This window comes from Aquimarina addita, from assembly GCF_039539305.1.
GTDB lineage: Bacteria > Bacteroidota > Bacteroidia > Flavobacteriales > Flavobacteriaceae > Aquimarina > Aquimarina addita.
This window is the reverse complement of sequence record NZ_BAABCW010000012.1, coordinates 13707-39212: the sequence shown is the minus strand read 5'-3', so window position 1 is coordinate 39212 and position 25506 is coordinate 13707. Positions and strand designations below refer to the sequence as shown.

Sequence of the window (25506 nt, the reverse complement as noted above, 5' to 3'; positions counted from 1 at the left end):
TATGACGATTACTTTTTTTATTGTGATAAAGGGTTTATAAAGTAAAAACAATAAAAATGGCTGGTGAGAAAGAAATAGCTGAATTAATTAAGAACATGAGCCCTACACTTAATGAGGGAGAGTATGTGTTTTCATCAATAAAAGATCTTAGTAAAATTGATCGTAATGATACTATTTGCGAATTTAAAGAAAATGAAGGTGTAACAGTTGTTATAGAGAGAAAAAAGGCGGATGAATTGAATCTTACCTATCAATATATTGCTTCCTGGATTACATTAATGATTCATTCATCCCTGGAAGCAGTGGGTTTGACCGCACTATTTTCTGCAGAACTAGCCCGCAATGAAATAAGTTGTAATGTAATTGCTGGATATTATCATGACCATATTTTTGTGGATATAAAAGATTCAGAAAAGGCAATTCGGGTTTTAGAAGGTTTGTCTGAAAATTATTAAAACCAACATAAAGAATGGTATTTGCAAATACTAATAATAGGATATTGCTGTAAAGACCTAAGTGTCTAATTTTAAATAAGAAAAAACCTTAGAGTTTATAGTGAGTAATAATTTTTAAAAGACTTTATAAATGTATGCTATACAATTACTTCCTTTAACAGTTATGTAATGTATAATATAAAAAACGGTATTCTGTCAAACTGGTCCGGGAGGTGTTGGAACAAATAAATATACTTCTCCTTTTGAAAATGGTATAATACTTCAAATGGTCTTTTTGTAACAAATATTCTTATTGATGGCGTAGTTAATTCTGCTGGAATAAGGGATCTGGATTTAAGTGAATCAGGTGGAGTCGATATGAGGTGTAATCTGACAGGATTGGGAGCGATTTCATTAGGTCTTCTAAAACTGTTAGCCGATACAATTAACGAAGGTTTGTTTAATAATGAAACCCTAATTGCTGGGCCTTTTCTTTGGGTAATAATATCTATGAATTTACGAATATTACCGCCGTAGAAGACAATGTGAGATTTACCATCTTAAAAACTAGTCATCCTGTAATTTCGAATACAAATAAAACCTATAAAGTTAATTCGAATTAAATGTAAAATCAATTAGATTTGTATCCTAGAAATGCTCATAAAACTCTAATAAAAGAATAATGATTCATAAGGCTACCATAGATGCAGTGTTTGAAGCAATACGCTTAGAAGAGGTGATCGGTGATTTTGTACAGCTTAAAAAAGCTGGAAGTAATTTTAAAGGCTTGAGCCCATTTAGTGATGAAAAATCTCCATCGTTTATGGTGTCTCCCGTAAAACAGATCTGGAAAGATTTCTCTAGTGGTAAGGGTGGCAATGCTATTGCGTTTTTGATGGAACACGAGCATTTTACCTATCCAGAAGCAATTAAATATCTGGCGAAAAAATATAATATAGAAGTAGAGGAAACAGAACAAACCGATGAGCAAAAAGAGCAAGCTGATGACAGAGAAAGCATGTATCTGGTCAATGAGTTTGCTAATACTTTTTTTCAGAATACCCTACATAAAACAGAAAAAGGTAAAGCAATCGGGTTAACTTATTTTAAAGAGCGCGGTTTTACAACAGAGACCATGCAAAAATTTGGATTAGGATACTCTCCGGATACTTGGGATGCATTTACTTCAGAAGCACTTAGAAAAGCTTATAAATTAGAATTTTTAGAAAAAACCGGACTTACCATTGTAAAAGAAGAAAAACAGTTTGATAGATTCAAAGGGCGTGTTATGTTTCCTATTCAATCAATGTCTGGTCGTATATTGGGTTTTGGAGGAAGAATTCTTACAAATGAAAAAAAGGCAGCTAAGTATCTGAACTCTCCTGAAAGTGATGTTTACCATAAAAGTAAAGTGTTGTATGGTATTTATCAAGCAAAACAAGCCATAGCAAAAGAAGACAATTGTTTTCTTGTAGAAGGGTATACGGATGTAATTCAATTTCATCAAACTGGAGTAGTCAATGTAGTTTCTTCATCAGGAACGGCATTGACCAGTGATCAGATTCGTTTGATAAGTAGGTTGACTAAAAATATAACGGTATTATTTGATGGAGATGCAGCAGGACTTAGGGCTTCTGTAAGAGGAATAGATCTTATTCTAGAGCAGGGAATGAATGTGAGAGTCTGTAGTTTTCCTGAAGGAGAGGATCCTGATAGTTTTGCAAAGCAAAATACGTTAGAAGAACTTACTACATATTTAGAAGAAAATGCTCAGGATTTTATTAGATTTAAGGCCTCCTTATTGCAAAAAGAGTCTGAGAATGATCCGATTAAAAAAGCAGAATTAGTAAGGGATATGGTCACTAGTATTGCTAAAATCCCTGATGTGATAAAGCGAGAAATCTATGTGCAGGAATGTTCCAGGATTATGGATATTTCTGAGGATGTATTATTTGATACACTGGCGCAGATTCGTAATGTGGAGATTAAGGATCAGAGAAAAGAAATAAGGAAAGATAGAAAATCTCTGGAGGTAGTCAAAAAAGAAAGTCCAAAGCTTCCTAAAATTAATGAGCAAAATGGATTTGAAAAAAAAATTATAGAAATCCTTTTATTGTATGGTAATCAAGAAGAGGAGTTTGAAGATTTAATTATGAAGGAAAATGAGGATGGTGATCTTTATTTAGAACCAGAATTATTTACAACGAAGGTTTTTGAAAAAGTATATCTGGACTTACAGGAAGATGAGATTGAATTTGCACATGCTACTTTTAAGAGCATTTATTCCGTTCTAATAGATCAGTTACACCAACAAGAAGATTTTAAAATAGAAAACTTTATCAATCAGATTCCTCCAGAGATTGCATACGAGATTACTGAGATTATGATGGATGAAGAGCGACATGCATTACATAGATGGGTAGACATGGAGATTCATGTAAAAAAGAAAGATCAAAGTATCTCTCAGTATGTCTCTGATACTATTCTTAATCTTAGGAGATTTTTGATTGTTAAAAAAATAGAAGAGCTTTCACAAGAAGTAAAAGCTCAGAGTGCTAATCAAGATAATGAGAATCCAAATAACACAGAAACTATTCAGGATATTATGGATTATATTTCATTAAAAAAATTACTTTCAGAAAAATTAAATCGTGTAATTTAATTAATATGGAGTAATCTGGATTGATGTATAAGGTCTGCGAGATTATCTACTTTAAGTTTTTTTAATAATCTTGTTTTATAAGTGCTTACCGTCTTTTCATTAATAGACAAGGTACTGGCAATATCTTTATTTCGTTTACCAGAGGATAAAAGATTTAAGACTTCTATTTCTCGAGAAGAGAGTTTCTTATATTTTACGACCATATTATTCTCACTAGTATTACCATTTGCCAGTTGTTGAGTTAGATTATCATTTAGATATATTCCACCTCTTGCAACACGCTCTATAGCTTTTTTAAGTGTTTTAGTAGGTACTGTTTTTGATAAATAAGCAGAAGCTCCAGCTTTAATTGCACTCAGTGCATACATTTCTTCAGGATGTGAGCTGAAAATAATTACTTTAATACCTGAAAATTCTTTTTTAATGGTACGCAATGCCATTATACCATTAATCTGAGGTAAGTCTAACTCCATAATGAGTACATCTGGAGTGTTCATTTTCAGGATATCATACATCTCGTTTCCATTACTGACCTTTCCGATGATTTCAAAATCTTCAGAATTTCTAAGCAAAGAAACGATCCCTTTTCTTGTAATGGGATGATGATCTGCGATTAAAATGTTTGTCATTCTTTTTTCGATTGATAATGTTAATTTATTAATTGATTGTGTTAACATCTTATCGGGGTATGCTTTCTTTACAAAATTACTAAGAACTGCTATTCTTACACTTTTTTTTATACGATTATCGTTAAAAAGAGCATTATAGCAGGTCAAAAGGTATGTTACAGACCGGAATCGGTATCATTTTATGTTGGTTTACCGTATTTAGGCGAGTATAAATTTTAAACACCTCTTGCTCTCTACCTGTAAAATCCGTATCCTTTTTACCTTCTTCGCTCATTTTCATAGCCCATTCCAGTTCATCATAACTTGCTCCTAGTTGATCTTCATCACTTCTGCTATCTCCAAATAGACCATCTGTAGGAGCTGCAACTTGTATAGAATGAGGAACTTCTAAATAGCTGGCTAAGGCATACACCTCACTTTTTAATAAATCAGCTATTGGACTTATATCAACGCCACCATCACCATATTTAGTATAAAAACCTACGCCAAAATCTTCAACTTTATTTCCTGTTCCAGCAACTAAGTATCCATGCAGTCCTGCTAAATAATATAAAGAGGTCATTCTTAAACGTGCACGAGTATTGGCAAGTGTAAGATGGAGTTTTGCTTCAGAATCACTTGTAGGAACAGAAGATTTAAAGGTTTCGAATACTGGTGTTAAGTCTACACGCGTGTCTGTTACATTATTAAATTTTTCTTTTAATTGAGTAATATGTTCCTGAGCTCTGGTTACATGACTAGGTGCTTGATGAATAGGCATTTCGACACATAAAGTTTCTAGTCCCGTCTTCGCACATAAGGTAGAAGTGACTGCGCTATCGATTCCTCCACTTATCCCTATAACAAATCCTTTTATGTTTGCTTGTGATGCATATTCTTTTAACCAGTTTACAATATGATTAGCTACTTTTTCTGTTTGCATATTTTTTATTTTTTGTGCGTACTATTTTTATTTAAAAAAAGTTTCTTAAAATAAGAAGTGTATAAGTTCTGCAGTAACTTTGCAATCATAAAATTAATAAAAAAAGACGTCGTTATAGAATAAGTGAAAGTAATTGTATATAAATTATGATATTGGGATGAAGAGTATAAAGTTTTTTAAAATAGGGATCATTTTTTGCATATTATGGTCTTGTAAAGAGGAAAACAAGGTAGAAATTGAATCAGCGAAGATACCTGTAGAGGTAACTATTGAACGTTTTGATCGGATTTTTGCAGATGTAACTCCAGAAAATATAGAAAGTGTAAAGGAAGAATATCCCTTTTTTTTTCCAAAAAAGTTTGATGATAGTATTTGGCTTACAAAAGTTAAGGATACGATACAATTGGAAATTAATGAAGAGGTAGAAAAAAAATATAATGACTTTTCTGAAGAGAAGGTACAAATACGCTCACTTTTGCAACATATAAAGTATTATTTCCCTGAAGTTACAGTACCCAGAGTCATTACAATAACATCTGATGTAGACTATCAGCGAAAAGTAATTTTGGCAGATAACTTATTAATAATATCACTAGATACATATCTGGGTGCAGAACATCATTTTTATGACGGAATTCAGGCATATTTAAAACGTAATTTTAAAAGAGATCAAATCATTCCTGATATTGCTGAGATGTATGCAAAGCAATTAGTAGAATTACCAAGAAACAGGACATTTCTGGCTAACTTAATTTACTATGGTAAAGAATTATATCTAAAAAACCTTTTTCTTCCTGATTTTTCTGAAGCTCATAAAATAGGATATACAGAAGAGCAGTATGCATGGGCAGAAGCGAATGAAGAGGAAGTGTGGAGGTATTTTATAGAAAAACAACTATTATTTAGTACTGAAGCAGAATTATCACCTAGATTTATTTATCCTGGTCCCTTTTCAAAGTTTTATTTAGAGCAAATTGATCAGGAGGCGCCTGATAGGATAGGTCAATATATTGGATGGAAAATTGTTTCTTCTTATATGGAAAATAACAATGTATCTTTGCGTCAATTATTAGTGGCAGATGCCGAAACGATTTTTAATACCTCAAAATATAAACCAGCACGATAATGTCAGATACACATACTTCAGAAATAAAAATAGAAATAGAATTAGATGTAAACCGAGTTCCAGAACGGTTACAATGGACCGCAAAAGATGGAGGGGTAGAGAATGAAGAGACCAAGGCGATGCTTTTATCTGTGTGGGATAGTAAAAATAAAGAGGGATTAAGTATCGATTTGTGGACTAAAGATATGCCAGTAGATGAGATGAAGATGTTCTTTCATCAGACTCTGGTAGGAATGAGCGAAACATTTTTACGGGCTACTCAGGATGAAAAAATGACGGCAACAATGAAGGATTTTTGTGATTATTTTGCTGAAAAACTTGAGTTGAAAAAGAAATAATTGATTAATGATATTCTAATTTTTAATTAAAGAGTTACTAATCTATGTTTTTATAATACACGATATGATTGGAAAACACACAAATTAGTTTATAAACATCACGAATTCTTTTTCTATTACTAAAGAATTCGTGATGTTTATAATTTTAGTTAAAACTATCTAAAAAAAGCAATCAGGGTCTGCTGCTGCTAGAGGTTCTTGACCTCTACCCCATTGGTATCCAGCTGCTTTTCCTTTTAAGTAATCCGTAGAAAGATCATCAAATAAATCATCATAATATGCTTGATTATTATTTTGAGTTAATCCAATTATGGCATGAGAAGCGTCAGTTTGACCTGCATACAGAGTAAATATGCCACCATCAGTTCCTACAATTCTTATTTCTTCACATGGGTCATAATTATATTGAGCTACAGTAATATTATAATGATATACCCAATCTCCATACCCCCTTTTCCATCCGCAATCATAATCAACGTTGTCAAAAACCCCGTATCCATCACAGGTGGAGAAACTTAAATTTGATGTTTCTAATACTTGTTCGTTAGTTTCATCGCCAGAACAAGAGACTAATAATAAAATAGTCGCAAATAAAAATAGATTTTTCATAATGTGAATTTAAGATTAAGTGTTTATTCCCTGAAATTAATGATTATTATTCCCCGAAATATTAATTAATAGTTAATTAACTTAAAGTTATATTTCATTATTTAGTACACATTATTATCTATACTTATCTTATAGATTTATCTGTTGATAGTAGATGTTAAAAAATGAAGCTAATTGATTGTTAGTTATTTACGATCTTTCAATTGCTCATTCACCTCTGCTATATAAGTAAGAAGTTCTTCTTTTCCTAATGACGAGGAGGACGATGTTAGAAAATAATTAGGCATTTCTTCCCAGTATTTTAGCATTTCTTTGGTATATAGCTCTATTTGAACAGGTAACTTATTTTTAGAAAGTTTATCGCATTTTGTAAAAATAATAGAAAAAGGAACTTGATGCTCTCCCAGCCATTGCATAAACTCTAAGTCTATTTTCTGGGGTTCGTGACGGCAATCTACTAGAACAAACGCACTAACCAGTTGAGTTCGTTTTGCAAAATATGCGGTTATAAATTTTTGGAATACTTTTTTTGTAGATTTAGATACTCTGGCATAGCCATACCCCGGTAAATCGACTAAAAACCAATTTTTATTAATCAAAAAATGATTAATTAATTGAGTTTTTCCTGGTCTTCCTGATGTTTTTGCTAAACTCTTACGGTCAGTAAGCATATTTATCAAAGAAGATTTTCCGACATTAGATCTTCCTATAAAAGCATATTCTGGTAAGACATCTTTAGGACACTTGCTGACATCACTATTACTAATGATAAATTCAGCGCTACTAATTTTCATATTGCTCTATGAATTAGAAATTACGTTTTTGCAGCCACGCATGAAAAATGGTATTAAACTCATCAGGATGTTCCATCATAGCGGCATGACCACATTTTTCTATCCAGTATAAATCAGAATCAGGTAACAATCTATTAAAATCATCTGCTACCTCTGGTGGAGTAACATTGTCATCTTTCCCCCAGATAATACATGTAGGTGTGTTCATATTAGGAAGATCATTAGCCATATTATGTCTGATTGCACTTTTTGCAATAGCTAATGTTCTAATGAGCTTATTACGATCATTCACCGTAGCGTATACTTCGTCGACAATCTCTTTTGTTGCGATTGCTGGATCGTAGAAAACATTTTCTGCTTTAGCTTTTATGTATTCGTAATCGCCACGCTTGGGGTAACTTTCGCCCATAGCACTTTCGTAAAGACCAGAACTTCCGGTAATCACTAATGCTTTTACCTTTTCTGGATATAACTTAGTACATAATAAAGCAATATGTCCACCTAAAGAATTACCCAAAAGGATTACTTCTTCAAGACCTAGCTTGTCAATAAAGTCTTTAGTAAATTTAGCGTAAGTGCTAACTTTTGTTTTTAGTAAAGGTAGGTTGTATATAGGTAATTCAGGGATCAAAACTTTGTACCCATGGGCTGGAAAATAAGAGCTAACTCCATTAAAGTTACTTAATGCCCCCATCAATCCGTGCAGTATAACAATTGGAGTGCCTTCACCTATTTCTAGGTAGCTGAACTTTCCAGTTTTTTTCAATTCGTGCTTCATTAATAACTTCTTTCTTACAAGAATTAAAAGCAAATATAACATTTTCATTATTAGTTTGAAGATTTTTTATCAATAGTGCAAAATGATTTTCCAGGATTTTTTTTTTAAGTGAATCAATCCACGCCTGAATAGGTCAATACCAATATTTTATCAATTCACTGTGATCGTAGATGTAGGTGAAATATTAATCTTTAGGAAGATACTTTTTCCTCATTTTGCCATACAACTTATTAACAATGTGGTAGATTGTGGTAAAAAGTGGTATATTTTTCAATATATTTGAATAATTTAATATGTAGGAAGGTAAAAGTGATAAATCTCATCGGTACATACGAGTGTAAGGCAGATGCTAAAGGGCGTTTGATGATGCCTGCTGCTTTTAAAAAGCAGCTTTCGCCCGTGTTACAAGATGGTTTTGTAGTGAAAAGAGCTGTTTTTCAGTCTTGTTTAGAGTTGTACCCGATGCAAGAATGGAATCTTTTGATGAAAAAAATGAATGGACTGAATCGGTTTAAAAAGAAAAATAATGACTTTATAAGACGATTTACCGCAGGAGTAAAAATTGTAGAGATTGATGCTACTGGTCGTCTTTTGATTCCTAAAGATCTTGTGAGTTTTGCTGGGATAAAGAAAGAATTGGTGTTGTCTTCTGCTGTTAATATTATCGAGATATGGGATAAGGATCAATATGAAAAAGCAATTGATGATGCAGCAGTTGATTTTGCGGAGTTGGCTGAAGAAGTGATGGATTTTGATGAGGAAGCAGATCAGGATTAATTGTGTTTGGAAAATGCATTCATAATAAATTTTTATGATCTAATAGATATAAATAAAATACATGGAATATCATAATCCGGTACTACTTAGAGAAACAGTAAATGGGCTTGCGATTAAGTCTGATGGAGTCTACGTAGATGTGACATTTGGTGGTGGTGGGCACTCTAGAGAAATATTGGAGCGATTAGGTGCTGACGGAAAATTATTTGCTTTTGACCAGGATGCTGATGCTTTAATAAATACGATACAGGATGAACGATTTACGTTGATTCATGAGAATTTTCGATTTATCAAACGATTTCTTCGATTTCATGGAATTAAGAAAGTAGATGGTATTCTTGGAGATTTTGGAGTTTCATCACATCAGTTCGATGTCGCAGAAAGAGGGTTTTCTACTCGATTCGAAGCGGATCTGGATATGAGAATGAATCAACATGGTGAGCTGTCTGCTTATCACGTGATTAATGATTATGATGAATCAGATTTAAGAAAGGTTCTTTTGGTATATGGTGAATTACGAAATGCACCTAAACTGGCGAGAGCAATAGTTGAGGGAAGAGAAGAAGCTCCTATAAAAACAAGTGTTCGTTTAAAGGAGCTATTGCAATCTTTTTTGCCACGGCATAAAGAGCATAAAATATTGGCTCAGATTTATCAAGCCATTCGGATTGAAGTGAATCAGGAAATAGAAGTTCTTAAAGAATTTTTGTTGCAAACACAAGATCTGTTGACTGAAGGAGGACGAATAAGTCTTATATCCTATCACTCATTAGAGGATCGATTAGTAAAAAGATTTATAAGAGGGGGTATGTTTGAAGGGGAGCCAGAAAAAGATGTATATGGAAATGTATCTGTCCCTTTTAAGAAGGTAGGTGGATTGATAGTGCCATCAGCTGAAGAGGTTAAAATGAATAATAGGGCTCGAAGTGCCAAATTAAGAATAGCAGAGAGAATCTAAGAAGATGTAAAGTATTGAATTAACGAATAAAGAACGGTACGATCACATACATAAGAATATTGTAGTAGTTAAAAATGAAACAAAAAATATATGACATATTAAAAGGTAAGTTTCTGATTGCGGATGATGCAATGAAAAACTGGAGGATGTTACTTTTTCTTTCCTTTTTAGCAATTATTATGATTGCAAGCTCTCATAATGCAGAAAGTAAAGTGCATGAGATAGCAAAATTAAGTAATGAGGTTAGAGAATTAAGGACTCAATTTGTGGATGGTAGAACAGAATTAATGCAGTTGAAAATGGAGTCATCAGTGATGGAGAAGATGATTAAAAAAGGAATTAAAAGGCCTACTCAGCCTCCCCAAAAAATAATTGTAAAAAACTAATATAGTTTGGCTATAAAGGATAAAAATATATTGAATCGATTATATCTCGTAGCAGGTTGTATGTCTGTTTTTGCCATTCTGGTTTTGGTAAAATTAGTGAATACGCAGTTTGTAGAAGGAGATATGTATCGTGCTAAAGGAGAAGAAAGAGTTTTTAAGACTTTTGATATTCCTGCCAACCGAGGGAATTTGTATGATAGTAAGGGGAATTTGTTGGCTACTTCTGTTCCTAAGTATGATATTCGATTTGATGCAGTAACTGTTAATGACAAAGATTTTAGGGATCATATCAAAGGATTATGTGAATCTCTTTCTAAGGAGTTTGGTAAACCTGCATCACATTATAATAAAGTATTAAGAGCAGCCAAAGCAAATAAAAACAGATACTTTTTAATTAGAAGAAATATGGGATACTCTCAATATATGAGAGTTAAAAATTTCCCCTTGTTTTCTTTTGGAGCAAACAGAGGTGGATTGATAGTAGAACAGCGTACTGTCAGAGAACATCCTATAGGTAAAATAGCAGAACGTACTGTTGGGTATGAGCGTCAGGATGATCAGGGTTATTATACCAGAGTGGGATTAGAGGGAGCTTATGGTCCATTTTTAAGAGGAAAAGAAGGAAAAAGAAAGAAACAAAAGATTGCAAAAAATCAGTGGAAACCAATTGGAGATGTTAATGAAGTAGAGCCTCAGGATGGATACGATGTCATTTCTACGATTGATGTTAATGTACAGGATATTACACATCACGCACTATTGGCGCAATTAGAAGAATTTGATGCAGAACACGGTACCGTCGTCGTTATGGAGACAAAAACAGGAGAAATAAAGGCAATCTCTAATCTGGGGCGTACTAAATCTGGCAAATATTATGAAAAGCTGAATTATGCAGTGGGAGAATCGCATGAACCTGGATCAACATTTAAACTAATGGCGATGGTGGCGGCACTAGAAGATAATGTGATTGATTCCAGCTATGTAGTAGATACAGAAAACGGAAGGGTAAAATTTTATGATAGGGTCGTAAAAGATTCAAAATGGGGAGGGTATGGTGAGATATCTGCTGCTAAGGCTTTTGAACTATCTTCAAATACTGCCTTTGCTAAAATAATTGATGAAAATTATAAAGAAGATCCTAAGAAATTTGTGAATAGATTAATGAATATGGGGCTGCATAAGACATTAGGTCTATCGATAAAAGGAGAAGGTAAACCAAAAATCCCTTATCCGGGAGATAAAGATTGGTATGGCACAACTTTACCATGGATGGCACATGGGTATGGCGTGGCTCTTACACCACTACAAACATTGTCTTTTTATAATGCAATTGCTAATGATGGCGAAATGGTAAAGCCTAGATTTATTAAGGAGGTGAAAGCTTGGGATCGAACTAAAGAAAAATTTGATAAAGAAGTAATAAACTCGGCGGTTTGTTCTAAAGAAACAGCGAAGATTGCTCAGGAGATGATGAAGAATGTAGTTGTTAGAGGAACAGCAACTAATCTTCAGACAGATAATTTTCAGATTGCAGGTAAAACAGGAACGTGTTGGGGTAATTATGGAAAGGATCGAGAACGAGAGTATATCTCTTCTTTTGCCGGTTATTTTCCTGCAGAGGATCCCAGATATTCTTGTATTGTCGTAATTCATAAACCAGATAAGAAGAAAGGGTATTATGGAAATATCGTAGCTGCTCCTGTTTTTAAAGAAATTGCATTAAAAGTATATAATGATATTCCTGTAGTTGATGAGGTTACTTCAATAATTACAACCAGTAAACTTGTTAGCCAAAGTTATGAAGCATATTATAAGAAATCACGTAAATATAAAACGATTATGCCTGATGTGGTAGGAATGCCTGTAATGGATGTGATTTCTTTATTAGAAAATATGGGATTAAAAGTAGATGTGAGAGGTTCTGGGAATGTAAAAACACAATCTATAGAACCAGGAGTTAAAGTAAAGGCTAATCAAACAATAAGGTTAGAATTATCGTGAAAGAATTAAAAGACATATTATATAAGGTAGCAATTAATGCGGTGGTGGGTAATACTACGACTCATATTAATAAAATCGAATTTGATTCCCGGAAAATTACTCAGGATGATATGTTTGTAGCAATTAGAGGAACTGTTGTTGATGGACATGAATATATAGAAAAATCAATTAATCTAGGTGCAACTGCTATTATCTGTGAGAAGATGCCAGAAGTATTGGTAGAAGGAGTGACTTATGTGCAAGTAGCCGATGCGCAACAGGCTTTGGCTATAGCGGCTTCTAATTATTATGGCTCACCCTCAGAAAACCTTCGGTTGATTGGAATAACGGGTACCAACGGAAAAACTACTATCGCATCTTTATTATATCAGCTATTTAAAAAAGCAGGTTTTAAAGTAGGGTTGTTGTCTACAGTGAAAATTATGGTCGATACTAAAGAGCATAAAGCAACACATACTACACCAGATTCTTTAACAATTAATTACTATCTCAAAGAAATGAATGCAGAGGGAATTGAGTATTGCTTTATGGAGGTGAGTTCTCATGGGATTGATCAAAAACGAACAGAAGGATTAATGTTTGAGGGAGGAGTGTTTACTAATCTTTCTCATGATCATTTAGATTATCATAATACATTTAAAGAGTATCGAGATGTAAAAAAAATATTCTTTGATGGCTTAAGCAATAAAGCATTTGCTTTAGTGAATAAAGATGATAAAAACGGAGGCTTTATGCTTCAGAATACCAAGGCAAGACAATATAGTTATGCCTTAAAGTCATACGCAGATTACAGAGGGCAGATTTTGGAAAATGGTTTAGGTGGATTATTGTTGAAATTTAATGATCACGAAGTTTGGACAAAATTGATAGGAAGTTTTAATGCATATAATCTTTTGGCAATTTTTGGAACCGCAGAGTTACTAGGCTTAGAGACCTTAGAGACTTTAAGGTTGTTAAGTGATTTAGAAAGTGTTAGTGGGAGGTTTCAATACTTAATTTCTGATACTAAGATTACTGCAATTGTGGATTACGCGCATACGCCGGATGCTTTAAAAAATGTATTGGAAACAATTGGAGATATCAGAACCAATAATGAAACGCTAATTACAGTGGTAGGCTGTGGAGGAGATAGAGATAAAATGAAGCGCCCGGTGATGGGTAATATTGCTGCAAAATTGAGTAATAAGGTGATTTTTACGAGTGATAACCCAAGAACAGAAGATCCTCATCAGATCATTGAAGCGATGGAAAAAGGTGTAGAACCACAGGATTATAAGAAAATAACGTCGATTACAGATAGAAAACAAGCTATACGTACAGCCTGTCAGTTTGCAGAAGAGAATGATATTATTCTGATTGCAGGAAAAGGTCACGAAACTTATCAGGAAACTGATGGAGTCCGGGTTGATTTTAATGATTTTGAAATCATTAAAGAAGAATTAAAAAAATTAGGTAAGTAAAAAATATTTAGATCCAACCAGTAATGGTAAGGGAAAGATAAAGATAAATTATGTTATACTATTTGTTTCAATATCTGGAAAATGAATATCAAGTGCCTGGCGCTTCGTTATTTCAGTTTATCACGTTTAGAGCAGCACTTGCAATCATAAGTTCTCTTTTGATTTCTACCATCTATGGTAAGCGAATCATCGGTTTTCTGGCAAAAAAACAAATGGGTGAGAGTATTAGGGAGTTAGGTCTAGAAGGACAATCTGAGAAAGCGGGTACGCCAACCATGGGAGGGATCATTATAATTTTGGCTACACTTGTTCCAGCATTACTATTTGCTAAACTGGATAATATATATGTGATTCTTTTGATCATCACTACTTTATGGATGGGAGTTATTGGTTTTACTGATGATTATTTAAAAATAAAGAAAAAGGATAAAGAAGGCTTAGCAGGAAAGTTTAAGGTTATTGGTCAGGTTGGATTAGGGCTTATCGTAGGATGTACTATGTATTTTCATAAAGATATAACTGTAAAACAAGAAAAAGTTATAGCAGGTGTAGAAGAAGTAATTGCTGTAGGTGATCAGTCAGAATTTAATCCAGCAATCAAATCCACAAAAACAACTTTGCCACTTATCAAAAATAATGAATTTGATTATGCAAGTTTAATTACGTGGATCAACCCTGATTTTGCAAAATATGCGTGGGTAATATTTATACCTATTGTTATTTTTATAGTAACTGCCGTGTCTAATGGAGCTAATCTGACCGATGGAATTGATGGGCTCGCCGCAGGATCCTCGGCTATTATTGTATTGACACTGGCACTATTTGCATGGGTGTCTGGTAATATCGTTTTTTCAGATTATCTCAATGTGATGTATATACCTAATTCTGGAGAAATCACGATTTATGTTGCTGGATTTGCAGGTGCATTAGTTGGGTTTTTATGGTATAATACCTATCCGGCTCAGGTGTTTATGGGGGATACAGGAAGTTTGACCATAGGTGGAATTATAGCGGTAATAGCAATTGCAATACGGAAGGAATTTTTGATTCCTATTATATGTGGAATATTTTTTATTGAGGTTGTATCCGTGATGATGCAAGTTACCTGGTTTAAATATACCAGAAAGAAATATGGAGAAGGAAAAAGAATTTTTCTTATGTCGCCGTTACATCATCATTATCAAAAAAAAGGAATTCATGAAAGTAAAATTGTAGCAAGATTTTGGATCATAGGAATTTTTCTGGCAATTATCGCAGTAATTACTTTAAAAGTAAGATAGTGTGAAGAAGTTAGTCATTTTAGGAGGAGGAGAGAGTGGTATAGGTACCGCTGTTTTAGGCAAAAAAAAAGGGTATGAAGTATTTGTCTCGGATAAAGGAGTTATAAAAGATATCTATAGAAAAGTTCTTCTGGATTTTGATATTAAATGGGAAGATCAACAACATACTGAAGCGATAATTTTAACAGCCGATATGGTAATGAAAAGTCCTGGAATTCCTGATGAGGTGCCGATAGTTAAAAAGCTTAGGGAAAAAGGAATTCCTGTAGTATCAGAGATTGAGTTTGCTGCCGGATATACAGAGTCTACTATTGTAGGAATTACAGGGAGTAATGGTAAAACTACTACAACGATGCTGACATATGATATTCTGAAGCGAGGAGGATTAGATGTAAGTATGGCTGGTAACATAGGAGATAGTTTTGCAATGCAAGTGGCAGAAAATGATACGCTGTATCACGTTTTGGAGTTAAGTAGTTTTCAACTCGATGGTATTAAGGAGTTCGCACCGCATATTGCAGTATTAACAAATATTACACCTGATCATTTGGATCGATATGAGTATAAATTTGAAAATTATATCGCTTCAAAGTTTAGGATTATAATGAATCAAACAGCGCATGATTATTTCATTTATGATGGAGATGATGAGGTAATCAATGCATATTTAGAAACACATCCTGTACGTTCCATCTTATTACCTTTTTCATTAAAGCGAAAGGTAGAGAAGGGAGCATATCTGGAAGGGGAACATATTAAAATAATAATAGATAATAACGAATTTACCATGCCAACAGACAACTTAGCACTAAAAGGAAATCACAATGTGAAGAATGCAATGGCTGCATCTACAGTATCACAACTATTAAAAATTAGAAAGACAACAATAAGAGAGTGTCTTGAGAATTTTCATGGTGTGGAACATAGATTAGAACATGTGCTAAAAATTAATAATGTACAATACATTAATGACTCTAAAGCAACCAATGTAAACGCTACTTTCTATGCATTAGATGCAATGAAATCTTCTACTGTTTGGATAGTTGGAGGGGTTGATAAAGGAAATGATTATTCGGATTTATATCCTTTAGTAAATGAAAAAGTAAAAGCAATCATCTGTCTTGGAGTGGATAATTCTAAAATAATAAATGCGTTTGGTAATTGTGTTGATAATATCACAGAAACCCAATCCATGAAGGAAGCTGTGAATATGGCGTATAAAATTGCTGAGCGTAATGAAAATGTATTATTGTCACCTGCTTGTGCAAGTTTTGACTTGTTTAAAAATTATGAACAGAGAGGAAGAGAATTTAAAGAAGCCGTGCGGGAGTTATAGAAAAGAAATTAAAGTATAAAGTTTACTAATAATATAAGTAGCTTGGAGTAAGTAGTAGTGTTCCGGAAGAAAGAAGGAAACGAAGAAAAATTTAAAAATTAATCATAAATAGAATTAGTATAGATAGAGTGTGAGTACAGAAGTAGATGAAATAGAAGTTAAAGGTCCTGATGTGACGACTGAGAATAGGCTTACAAAGCATACATTTTCCTTTTTATTAAGTAAGATCAAGGGTGATCGTGTAATATGGGCGATTGTTGCCCTATTGGCATTGTTTTCTTTTCTTCCTGTATACAGCGCTAGTAGTAATTTAGCGTATTTGTATGGGGATGGAAACACTTTTTCATTTTTAATAAAACATTTTGCACACTTAGGGCTTGGTTTTGGTATTATGTATTGGATTCATAAAATACCGTATCATTATTTTAAGGGGCTTTCTATTATAATGTTGCCTGTTATTGTTGTGTTATTGTTATTTACCATGGCTCAGAATACAACGATTGGTGGGGCAAATGCCAGTCGATGGATACGTTTGCCTTTTGTAGGAGTTACATTTCAAACCTCTACTTTAGCTGCACTTGTATTAATGACCTATGTTGCCAGGTATCTGTCTAAAATAAAGAATAAAGAAATTTCGTTTAAAGAAACATTATTGCCACTTTGGTTGCCTGTGTTTTTGATATTAATATTGATATTACCCGCTAATTTTTCTACAACAGCAATTATTTTTTCTATGGTTATGATGCTGGTATTTTTAGGAGGATATCCATTAAAATATATCATGATTATTTTGAGTACAGGAGTATTAGCATTAACATTTTTTGTGTTGGTAGCTAAAGCATTTCCAGATTCATTTTCTAATAGAGTAGATACATGGGTAAATAGAGTGGAAAATTTTGTTGATAATAAAGATACTCAGGAAGACTATCAAATAGAAAGAGCTAAAATAGCTATCGCAAGAGGTGGAATCATAGGTACAGGTCCTGGTAAAAGTGTACAGCGTAATTTTTTACCGCAATCATCCTCGGATTTTATATATGCAATTATCATTGAAGAATGGGGGTTGATAGGAGGTGTTTTTTTGATGCTTTTATACTTGTTACTTCTTTTTAGATTGGTGATTGCAGCACATAAATGTTCAGATGTTTTTGGTAAATTATTAGTAGTTGGTGTTGGGTTACCTATTGTTTTTCAGGCATTAATTAATATGGCAGTAGCAGTAGAGTTATTTCCTGTTACGGGACAAACATTGCCGTTAGTTAGTAGTGGAGGTACCTCTATCTGGATGACTTGTATGGCAATAGGAATGGTGCTAAGTGTGAGTAAAGAGAGAGAGTTGATGAAGAAAGAAGAACAATCTCTGGGAGGAAATATAAAGAAAAAACGAGTAGAAGAAGAGAATCCATTAGAGATTTTGAGTGAAGCCTTATGAAGCAAGAACCACGAATTATAGTATCAGGAGGAGGAACCGGAGGACATATTTATCCGGCAATTGCTATTGCCAATGAATTAAAGAGAAGATATCCAGAGGCTGCTATACTTTTTGTAGGGGCAAAGGATCGTATGGAAATGGAAAAAGTACCACAGGCGGGTTATGAAATTAAAGGTTTGTGGATTAGTGGTATTCAGCGTAAGTTAAGTGTAAGCAATCTTTTGTTTCCATTTAAGTTACTAAGTAGTCTTTGGAAATCCAGGAAAATAATAAAACAATTTAATCCTGATGTAGTAATAGGTACAGGTGGATTTGCCAGCGGTCCTTTATTAAAGATGGCGGCTATTGCTAAGGTTCCAACGGTGATTCAGGAACAGAATTCGTATCCTGGTATTACTAATAAGTGGTTGGCCAAAGGTGCGGATAAAATATGTGTGGCTTATGATGGAATGGAACGTTTTTTTCCAAAAGATAAGATCATAAAAACTGGAAACCCGGTTCGCAGTGATTTATTAGAAATTGGTAGTAAACAAGAAGAAGCAATTGCGAAATATCGATTAGATGCCGAAAAGAAAACTGTTCTTATAATCGGGGGGAGTCTGGGAGCGAGAAGAATTAATCAATTGATAGAGAACGAATTGGATTTTTTTGCATCAAAAGAAGTTCAGTTAATCTGGCAATGTGGAAAATTATATTATAAAGAATATCAGAAATATAATGAACGAGCTGATATTCAGGTTCATGAGTTTTTAGACACAATGGATTTAGCGTATGCTGCATCAGATGCAATTGTATCCAGAGCGGGCGCAAGTTCTGTGTCAGAATTATGTATTGTAGCAAAACCCACTCTTTTTATTCCATCTCCTAATGTGGCAGAGGATCATCAAACTAAAAATGCAGATGCCATTGTGAAACAGAGTGGTGCAAGAATGTTAAAGGAGAGTGAATTAGAGGAGTGGTTTCAGAAAACGATTACACAGTTACTAGAATTGGAAGCTATGAAAATTAAGATGACACATGCAATAAAGAAATTAGCACTACCTAATGCGACGAATGAGATCGCGGATGAAATAGAAAAACTAATACAAAAAGAAAAGATAGTGTAGGTTCATGAGTAATGATTTAAAAAACATACAAAATATTTATTTTATCGGTATCGGTGGCATCGGTATGAGTGCACTGGCAAGATACTTTAAGTTTTTGGGCAAAAATGTAGCAGGATATGATAAGACTCCTTCGCAAATTACCAATGATTTATCTGTTTTGGGTATTGATATACATTTTGAAGATAAAAGAAATGCGATTCCACAAGGGTTTCTAAATATTAAGGAAACGCTCATTATATATACTCCGGCAATTCCTGCTACACATCAAGAGTTCAATTATTTTAGAGATCAGGGATTTTTGATAAAAAAAAGAGCAGAAGTGTTGGGGATTATAACTAAAGAAACTTACACCTTGGCCGTTGCCGGAACTCATGGTAAAACGACCACTACGGCTATCCTTGCTCATTTATTAAAGGAAAGTGGAGCAAAAGTAACAGCATTTTTAGGTGGGATTAGTGAGAATTACAATTCTAATTTGGTGCTTGAGGGTAATGAGGTGGTAGTCGTAGAAGCAGATGAGTTCGATAGATCGTTTTTATGTTTGTATCCGGATATTGCTGCGGTTACTTCTATGGATGCCGATCATCTGGATATCTATAAAGAAGCAAATGCATTAGAAACCTCGTTCATAGAATTTTCGGATAAAGCAAAAGATCATTTACTAGTTCGTAATGGGTTACCTCTTTCCGGGATAACTTTTGGAATAGAAGATGATTCTGATTATTGTGCACAGCAAATTAAAATAGAAAATGGAACCTATGTTTTTGATTTAAAGACACCATCTCAACATATTAAGGATTTGCGTTTAAGCCTACCGGGTCAACACAACTTGTTAAATGCAATTACAGCTTTTGCTATGGCAATTATTTATGGCTCCCCAACCGATGCCATAGCAAAAGCTTTATTTACTTTTAAAGGTGTACAGCGACGTTTTAGTTATCAAATTAAAACAGATGCATTAGTATATGTAGATGATTACGCACATCATCCTACAGAAATCGATGCGTTACATCAGGCTATAAGAGAAATGCATCCTCATAAAAAAATATTAGCGATTTTTCAACCTCATTTGTACAGTAGAACCAGAGATTTTGCAGCCGATTTTGCAAAAAGCCTTAGTCAATTTGATGAGTTATTGTTATTGGATATATATCCAGCAAGAGAATTACCGATAGAAGGAGTTACTTCTTTATGGTTATTAGAAATGATTAATCTAAATGCAAAAAAAATAGTTACTAAAAATACTTTAATAGAAGAAATTCTTAAAAGTGATGCACAAGTTATAACAACTATAGGTGCAGGGGATATAGGAGAGGAAGTTACAAGTATAAAAGAAGCGTTGATAGTGGTATGAAAAAGATACTGAAATATACAAAATTTATAGGGCTCATAGTTTTGGTGATCTTTCTTTTTGCATTTGCAGGCAATAGAAACAGGAACCGAAAAGTGGAAGAAGTAGCCTTTGAATTTGTCGAAGAACAGAATCCATATGTAAATGAATTGGCGGTTAATAAATTGTTAATACAAAATCAGGTTGGGGTGACGAACGTAGGCAAAGAAATTTTAGTTTTGAATACAATAGAATCTGCATTAGATACACATAAGATGATTGAGGACTCTGATGTGTATATTACTGTATATGGGGGGCTTAAAGCTAGGATTAAACAGCGAACACCAATTGCAAGAGTGAACGCCGTTGTTCCTTTTTATATCGATACTATGGGTGAGACCATGCCGTTATCAGATAACTATTCGGCACATGTACCGATGGTAAGTAATGTTTCGGAACGAGAAGTTAAGGAAATTTTCCCCCTGTTGAAAAAGATGAATGAAGATGCATTTTTAAAAAAGCATTTAGTAAGTATATATAGAAATTCTGGTGGAGAGTACATACTGGGATTAAGAGTATATGCTTTTGATGTGAATTTTGGGAAAATAGAACTTTTAGATACTAAAATAAGAAATTTTAAAGCTTTTTATCAGAAAGCATTAAAAGATAAAAGCCTGGATCGATATAAAAAAGTTAGTTTACAGTTTAGTAATCAAGTGGTGTGTACACTAAAATAGTACCAATATGGGACGAGAAGAAAATGAAATAGCGGTTGGATTAGATATAGGAACAACAAAGATTGTTGCTATGGTAGGAAGATATAATGAGTATGGAAAAATGGAAGTTATGGGTGTGGGTAAGTCCAAGAGCCTTGGCGTACATCGTGGTGTGGTTAATAATATAACTCAGACTATACAATCCATACAACAAGCAGTTCAGGAAGCAGAAAGTGTTTCGGGGATAAAAATAGATAAGGTAACAGTTGGGATTGCCGGTCAGCATATACGAAGTTTACAGCATAGTGATTATATCACCAGAACGAATGCAGATGCAGTGATTAATGAGGAAGATATTGATATGCTTTGTAATCAGGTACATAAATTAGTTATGTTACCGGGAGAAGAAATATTACACGTATTGCCACAAGAATACAAAGTAGACGGTCAGGCCGAAATTAAGGAACCTGTGGGAATGTATGGAGGCAGACTGGAAGCCAATTTTCATGTAGTAGTAGGGCAGGTGACCTCTATTCGTAATATAGGACGATGTGTCAAGAGTTCAGGGTTAGAGTTGTCCGATGTAACATTAGAACCTCTGGCATCTGCAAATGCAGTATTAAGTCAGGAAGAAAAAGAAGCCGGAGTAGCATTGATTGATATTGGTGGAGGTACTACAGATTTAGCCATTTTTAAAGATGGGATTATTCGTCATACGGCTGTGATACCTTTTGGAGGAAATGTGATTACTGAGGATATTAAAGAAGGATGTTCTATCATCGAAAAGCAAGCAGAATTACTTAAAATCAAATTTGGATCTGCCTGGCCCGGAGAGAATAAGGATAATGAGATTGTTTCTATTCCAGGATTGAGAGGAAGAGAACCAAAGGAGATCACCTTAAAAAACCTATCCAAAATTATTCATGCACGTGTAGTAGAAATTATAGAACAAGTCTTTTTAGAGATCAAAAATTACGGTCATGAGTCTCCTAAGAAAAAACTAATCGCAGGTATTGTACTTACAGGAGGAGGGTCACAGTTAAACCACTTGAAACAATTAGTAGAATATATTACAGGTATGGATACCAGAATAGGATATCCCAATGAACATTTAGCTGGTAATAGCGATCCGGAAACCACAAGCCCTATGTATGCTACAGCGGTAGGATTAGTGATGGATAGCCTTGTACATAATCAAAAACAGAAGAAACAGGAGATGAATGAGGCCGTTGTAGAAAAGGAAGTGACACAAGAGGTTGGATCAACTGACTCAGGAGAAAATATCCATGATGATAAAGAAGAGCCACCTGTTATGAACGCAAAACCCAGAAGGAATATCTTGGAAAAATGGACAGAAAAATTTAAAGAGTTTCTTGATAATGCAGAATAGCGTATTCTATCCTATAATAGGAATTGAGAAATTATTAAAGCACAAATATTAAATATATATCATATAAAATAAGGATTGTAAACGTCCTTAATTATATGAAGAATAAAATATAAAAACATAAAAAGTAAGAGAACCAGAAAATTAGCAATTATGAGTAATAATGAAGAGTTCGAAAATATTTCGTTTGATTTGCCCAAAAATCAATCAAATACAATTAAAGTAATTGGCGTCGGAGGCGGCGGTAGCAATGCGATCAACCACATGTTTCAACAAGGAATAAAAGGGGTTGATTTTGTAATCTGTAATACAGATTCACAGGCGTTAGATAACAGTTCTATACCTAATAAGATACAGTTGGGAGTGTCTCTTACAGAAGGATTAGGAGCTGGAGCCAACCCAGAGGTTGGAGAACAATCCGCAGTAGAAAGCTATGAGGAAATCAAGAGAATGCTGGATACAAATACCAAGATGATATTTATTACGGCTGGTATGGGTGGAGGTACTGGTACCGGAGCAGCACCTATTATAGCCAAGATGGCAAGAGAATTAGACATTCTTACGGTAGGTATCGTTACTATTCCCTTTCAGTTTGAAGGAAAAATGCGTAATGAACAAGCACAATTAGGAGTCGAGAAGTTACGTGCACACGTAGATTCTTTGGTGGTCATCAATAATAATAAATTAAGAGAGGTATATGGTAATTTAGGATTTAAAGCTGGTTTTTCTAAGGCAGATGAAGTCCTTGCTACTGCATCCCGAGGTATTGCAGAAGTAATTACACACCACTATACACAAAATATAGATTTACGAGATGCAAAAACGGTACTGAGCAATAGTGGTACAGCAATTATGGGGTCTGCTAATGCCTCTGGTGCTAAACGTGCCCATGATGCTATTGAAAAAGCATTGGACTCTCCATTACTCAATGATAATAAAATTACAGGTGCTAAGAATGTACTATTATTAATTGTATCTGGTAAAGAAGAGATTACTATTGATGAAATAGGCGAAATCAATGATCATATTCAACAAGAAGCGGGTCATGGAGCTAATATAATTATGGGAGTTGGAGAAGATGAATCTTTAGATGATTCTATTTCTGTAACTGTGATAGCTACAGGTTTTGATGTAGAACAACAGGATGAGATTGTAAATACAGAAACGAAAAGAATTATACATACCTTAGAAGAGGAGCAAAGAGCCACGATCCAGAATCTAACTCCAAAATCGACGGCTAAGACGATTGCATCATTATCTCCTTCTAAACCTCAGGAGACTACTCCTCCAAAAGAGGAAGTAAAACCCGAACCTGTTATTATCAAACACGAATTGATAGAAGAGGAAGAAAAAGATATTAGAGAAACTTTATTATTGCCAACTACAGAGTTTTTGAAGAATTTAGAGGTTGTTGATCATGAAGAGGTGAACCCTTTTTCTGTGGAGAATGATTTTGTAATCATTAATACACAAGATATTATTAACCAGATAGAGGTTAATGATGCTAAAGAGGTGGAGGCAGAAGATATAGCTAATAAGGAAGAAGAAGATCAATTTACATTATCATTCGATATGCCGGTAAATGATCAGAAGGAAGATGCTAAAGAGTCTGTTATAGAACATACTCCTGCAATTGAAGAAGAAGAGAAATCAATTGTTTTTGATCTTACTGAAGATGTTCTGGAGGTAGAGGTTAATGAACCTATAGAAGTGGTTCCGGTAAGTGAAAACGTACCCGGAGGAGTTCGTAAGTATAGTCTTGAGGAGTATATGGAAGAAGAAAACAGGTTAACAAATGCAAAACCAAAACCAGAAGTAGTGGAGGAGGATCAGGAAGTTGTTTTTGAAAAGAAAACAATAGCTCCAACTCCAACAGAAAGGATAGAAGAATCTGAGGATGTAGATCCAATGGATCAGCCTATTTCTGAAACTTTAAAAGCACGTGCCGCAGAACGTCGTGCTAAGATGAAGGAATTTAATTATAAGTTTAGAAATAATGCGTCTAATATTGATGATATCGAAAAAGAACCGGCATATAAACGTGCGGGGATTGATGTAGATGCAAGACCAGGCTCTTCTGAGCTTTCCAGAACCTCTTTAGGAACGGATAGTAATGATGAGATACAATTACGTAAAAATAATTCTTTTCTTCATGATAATGTAGATTAAAGAAATTGAAAGGTAATAAATACCTGCTCTATATTGGTGTTTTCTAAATTAAACCTAGCCGCTATGAATAGCCTGATTTTTTTAGAGTTGGATTTACAGAAAAACATTTGAGTAAAAGTTATATATAACCGATAATCTAAACCTAGATTATCGGTTTATTTTTTATCTTCGCAATCCGAAAAGATTAATGTATCAACTATTATGAGTTTACAGCAAAAAGTAATGACTGCCCTTAAAGAAGCGATGAAAGCTAAAGATGCGAATGCAATGACTTCATTGCGAGCAATTAAATCTTCTATATTATTGGCACAGACAGAGAGTGGAGCAAAAGAGGAATTAACAGAAGATCAGGAATTAAAATTATTACAGAAGTTAGTAAAGCAACGAAAAGATAGTGCAGCAATTTTTTCAGAGCAAAAGAGAGAAGATTTAGCTCAGCCAGAACTAGATCAGGCAAAAGTAATTGAACAATTTTTACCAGCTCAATTAGACGAAACTGAGATTGAAAAAATAGTAGTAGATATTATAGCTAAAACCGGAGCATCAGGAATGAAGGATATGGGAAAAGTAATGGGAATGGCTTCAGGTCAATTAGCTGGAAAAGCAGATGGAAAAACAATTTCAAATATTGTGAAAAGTAAATTATCATAATTTTTCAGAGCGTATAGATTTTAGAAATTTATAAGTTCTGCATATTATAATTAGGCCGCGTGGCGCAACTGAATAGCGCATCAGATTTCGGCTCTGAGGGTTGGGGGTTTGAATCCCTTCGCGGTCACGCAAGCGGACAAACGTTCAAAATTTGAACTTTGTCCGCTTTTATTTTTACTAATACTATCTGACAAACAACTAATTAGCTCCATAATTGGATTCACA

23 protein-coding genes and 1 tRNA gene are annotated in these 25506 nt (G+C 34.1%); 19 read left to right on the top strand and 5 right to left on the bottom strand.

Annotation, left to right across the window (positions count from 1 at the left end):
* Positions 1-56: 56 nt before the first annotated feature.
* Positions 57-455 (top strand): ACT domain-containing protein, encoded by a 399-nt coding sequence (locus ABD816_RS14420; protein ID WP_344928555.1) that lies wholly within the window; start codon positions 57-59, stop codon positions 453-455.
* Positions 456-1116: 661 nt separating this feature from the next.
* Positions 1117-3096, top strand: coding sequence for a DNA primase (gene dnaG, locus ABD816_RS14415; RefSeq protein ID WP_344928554.1), 1980 nt, complete (start codon positions 1117-1119; stop codon positions 3094-3096).
* Here dnaG and ABD816_RS14410 read toward each other — a convergent pair.
* Positions 3093-3725, bottom strand: a complete 633-nt coding sequence (locus tag ABD816_RS14410) for a response regulator (protein ID WP_344928553.1) — start codon at positions 3723-3725, stop codon at positions 3093-3095. The two genes, dnaG and ABD816_RS14410, sit on opposite strands and share 4 nt — an antisense overlap.
* Positions 3726-3858: 133 nt before the next feature.
* A complete protein-coding gene (gene nadE, locus ABD816_RS14405) occupies positions 3859-4647 on the bottom strand; it encodes an NAD(+) synthase (RefSeq protein WP_344928551.1) in 789 nt (262 codons plus the stop codon).
* 157 nt (positions 4648-4804) lie between these two features.
* Here nadE and gldB point away from each other — a divergent pair, with 157 nt between their 5' ends.
* Positions 4805-5773, top strand: a complete 969-nt coding sequence (gldB, locus tag ABD816_RS14400; RefSeq protein WP_344928549.1) for a gliding motility lipoprotein GldB — start codon at positions 4805-4807, stop codon at positions 5771-5773.
* Positions 5773-6111: a gliding motility protein GldC gene (gldC, locus tag ABD816_RS14395; protein WP_344928547.1), complete on the top strand. Its 339-nt coding sequence runs from the start codon at positions 5773-5775 to the stop codon at positions 6109-6111. The genes gldB and gldC overlap by 1 nt, the downstream gene beginning before the upstream one ends.
* 159 nt (positions 6112-6270) lie before the next feature.
* Here gldC and ABD816_RS14390 read toward each other — a convergent pair whose 3' ends face one another.
* From ABD816_RS14390 to ABD816_RS14380, 3 genes are all read right to left on the bottom strand, one after another.
* Complete coding sequence (locus tag ABD816_RS14390) at positions 6271-6720, bottom strand: hypothetical protein (protein ID WP_344928546.1); 450 nt, start codon at positions 6718-6720, stop codon at positions 6271-6273.
* 185 nt (positions 6721-6905) lie between these two features.
* Complete coding sequence (yihA, locus tag ABD816_RS14385) at positions 6906-7514, bottom strand: ribosome biogenesis GTP-binding protein YihA/YsxC (RefSeq protein WP_344928542.1); 609 nt, start codon at positions 7512-7514, stop codon at positions 6906-6908.
* Between the two features lie 13 nt (positions 7515-7527).
* Entirely contained in the window at positions 7528-8292 is a 765-nt protein-coding gene (locus ABD816_RS14380) for an alpha/beta fold hydrolase (protein WP_344928540.1), read from the bottom strand.
* 309 nt (positions 8293-8601) lie between these two features.
* On the opposite strand from ABD816_RS14380, the gene mraZ reads away from it, so the two are divergent.
* The 15 genes from mraZ (at position 8602) to ABD816_RS14305 (ending at position 25408) form a co-directional block, all read left to right on the top strand.
* Positions 8602-9069, top strand: coding sequence for a division/cell wall cluster transcriptional repressor MraZ (gene mraZ / locus ABD816_RS14375; RefSeq protein WP_344928537.1), 468 nt, complete (start codon positions 8602-8604; stop codon positions 9067-9069).
* 61 nt (positions 9070-9130) lie between these two features.
* The gene (gene rsmH / locus ABD816_RS14370) at positions 9131-10027 is read left to right on the top strand and encodes a 16S rRNA (cytosine(1402)-N(4))-methyltransferase RsmH (protein ID WP_344928535.1); all 897 of its coding nucleotides are present in this window, start codon (positions 9131-9133) and stop codon (positions 10025-10027) included.
* A 74-nt stretch (positions 10028-10101) separates the two neighbouring features.
* Complete coding sequence (locus ABD816_RS14365; protein ID WP_344928533.1) at positions 10102-10413, top strand: FtsL-like putative cell division protein; 312 nt, start codon at positions 10102-10104, stop codon at positions 10411-10413.
* Positions 10414-10419: 6 nt separating this feature from the next.
* Positions 10420-12414: a penicillin-binding protein gene (locus tag ABD816_RS14360; protein ID WP_344928532.1), complete on the top strand. Its 1995-nt coding sequence runs from the start codon at positions 10420-10422 to the stop codon at positions 12412-12414.
* Positions 12411-13874 (top strand): UDP-N-acetylmuramoyl-L-alanyl-D-glutamate--2,6-diaminopimelate ligase, encoded by a 1464-nt coding sequence (locus tag ABD816_RS14355; RefSeq protein ID WP_344928530.1) that lies wholly within the window; start codon positions 12411-12413, stop codon positions 13872-13874. Before ABD816_RS14360 ends, ABD816_RS14355 begins: the two co-directional genes overlap by 4 nt.
* Positions 13875-13924: 50 nt before the next feature.
* A complete protein-coding gene (gene mraY, locus ABD816_RS14350) occupies positions 13925-15154 on the top strand; it encodes a phospho-N-acetylmuramoyl-pentapeptide-transferase (protein WP_344928528.1) in 1230 nt (409 codons plus the stop codon).
* A gap of 1 nt (position 15155) precedes the next feature.
* Positions 15156-16490 (top strand): UDP-N-acetylmuramoyl-L-alanine--D-glutamate ligase, encoded by a 1335-nt coding sequence (gene murD / locus ABD816_RS14345; RefSeq protein ID WP_344928526.1) that lies wholly within the window; start codon positions 15156-15158, stop codon positions 16488-16490.
* 172 nt (positions 16491-16662) lie between these two features.
* Positions 16663-17922 carry an FtsW/RodA/SpoVE family cell cycle protein gene (locus ABD816_RS14340; RefSeq protein ID WP_425549120.1) on the top strand — a complete coding sequence of 420 codons (1260 nt, stop codon included), beginning with the start codon at positions 16663-16665 and terminating at the stop codon, positions 17920-17922.
* Entirely contained in the window at positions 17919-19028 is a 1110-nt protein-coding gene (gene murG / locus ABD816_RS14335; protein WP_344928524.1) for an undecaprenyldiphospho-muramoylpentapeptide beta-N-acetylglucosaminyltransferase, read from the top strand. The genes ABD816_RS14340 and murG overlap by 4 nt, the downstream gene beginning before the upstream one ends.
* Positions 19029-19032: 4 nt before the next feature.
* Positions 19033-20382, top strand: coding sequence for a UDP-N-acetylmuramate--L-alanine ligase (gene murC, locus ABD816_RS14330; protein ID WP_344928522.1), 1350 nt, complete (start codon positions 19033-19035; stop codon positions 20380-20382).
* Positions 20379-21095, top strand: a complete 717-nt coding sequence (locus ABD816_RS14325) for a cell division protein FtsQ/DivIB (protein WP_344928520.1) — start codon at positions 20379-20381, stop codon at positions 21093-21095. The genes murC and ABD816_RS14325 overlap by 4 nt, the downstream gene beginning before the upstream one ends.
* A 7-nt stretch (positions 21096-21102) precedes the next feature.
* Positions 21103-22464 carry a cell division protein FtsA gene (gene ftsA, locus ABD816_RS14320; protein ID WP_344928518.1) on the top strand — a complete coding sequence of 454 codons (1362 nt, stop codon included), beginning with the start codon at positions 21103-21105 and terminating at the stop codon, positions 22462-22464.
* 150 nt (positions 22465-22614) lie between these two features.
* A complete protein-coding gene (gene ftsZ, locus ABD816_RS14315) occupies positions 22615-24630 on the top strand; it encodes a cell division protein FtsZ (RefSeq protein WP_344928516.1) in 2016 nt (671 codons plus the stop codon).
* 201 nt (positions 24631-24831) lie between these two features.
* On the top strand, positions 24832-25281 hold the full coding sequence (locus tag ABD816_RS14310; RefSeq protein ID WP_344928514.1) for a GatB/YqeY domain-containing protein: 450 nt from the start codon (positions 24832-24834) through the stop codon (positions 25279-25281).
* A gap of 53 nt (positions 25282-25334) precedes the next feature.
* A tRNA-Arg gene (locus ABD816_RS14305) sits at positions 25335-25408 on the top strand.
* The last annotated feature ends 98 nt before the right edge of the window (positions 25409-25506 follow it).

Bases quoted from the DNA above. Each gene is read 5' to 3' on its own strand.
- ABD816_RS14420 (WP_344928555.1), top strand. From the start codon at position 57: ATGGCTGGTGAGAAAGAAATAGCTGAATTAATTAAGAACATGAGCCCT.
- dnaG (WP_344928554.1), top strand. From the start codon at position 1,117: ATGATTCATAAGGCTACCATAGATGCAGTGTTTGAAGCAATACGCTTA.
- ABD816_RS14410 (WP_344928553.1), bottom strand. From the start codon at position 3,725: ATGACAAACATTTTAATCGCAGATCATCATCCCATTACAAGAAAAGGG.
- nadE (WP_344928551.1), bottom strand. From the start codon at position 4,647: ATGCAAACAGAAAAAGTAGCTAATCATATTGTAAACTGGTTAAAAGAA.
- gldB (WP_344928549.1), top strand. From the start codon at position 4,805: ATGAAGAGTATAAAGTTTTTTAAAATAGGGATCATTTTTTGCATATTA.
- gldC (WP_344928547.1), top strand. From the start codon at position 5,773: ATGTCAGATACACATACTTCAGAAATAAAAATAGAAATAGAATTAGAT.
- ABD816_RS14390 (WP_344928546.1), bottom strand. From the start codon at position 6,720: ATGAAAAATCTATTTTTATTTGCGACTATTTTATTATTAGTCTCTTGT.
- yihA (WP_344928542.1), bottom strand. From the start codon at position 7,514: ATGAAAATTAGTAGCGCTGAATTTATCATTAGTAATAGTGATGTCAGC.
- ABD816_RS14380 (WP_344928540.1), bottom strand. From the start codon at position 8,292: ATGAAGCACGAATTGAAAAAAACTGGAAAGTTCAGCTACCTAGAAATA.
- rsmH (WP_344928535.1), top strand. From the start codon at position 9,131: ATGGAATATCATAATCCGGTACTACTTAGAGAAACAGTAAATGGGCTT.
- ABD816_RS14365 (WP_344928533.1), top strand. From the start codon at position 10,102: ATGAAACAAAAAATATATGACATATTAAAAGGTAAGTTTCTGATTGCG.
- mraY (WP_344928528.1), top strand. From the start codon at position 13,925: ATGTTATACTATTTGTTTCAATATCTGGAAAATGAATATCAAGTGCCT.
- murG (WP_344928524.1), top strand. From the start codon at position 17,919: ATGAAGCAAGAACCACGAATTATAGTATCAGGAGGAGGAACCGGAGGA.
- murC (WP_344928522.1), top strand. From the start codon at position 19,033: ATGAGTAATGATTTAAAAAACATACAAAATATTTATTTTATCGGTATC.
- ABD816_RS14325 (WP_344928520.1), top strand. From the start codon at position 20,379: ATGAAAAAGATACTGAAATATACAAAATTTATAGGGCTCATAGTTTTG.
- ftsA (WP_344928518.1), top strand. From the start codon at position 21,103: ATGGGACGAGAAGAAAATGAAATAGCGGTTGGATTAGATATAGGAACA.
- ftsZ (WP_344928516.1), top strand. From the start codon at position 22,615: ATGAGTAATAATGAAGAGTTCGAAAATATTTCGTTTGATTTGCCCAAA.
- ABD816_RS14310 (WP_344928514.1), top strand. From the start codon at position 24,832: ATGAGTTTACAGCAAAAAGTAATGACTGCCCTTAAAGAAGCGATGAAA.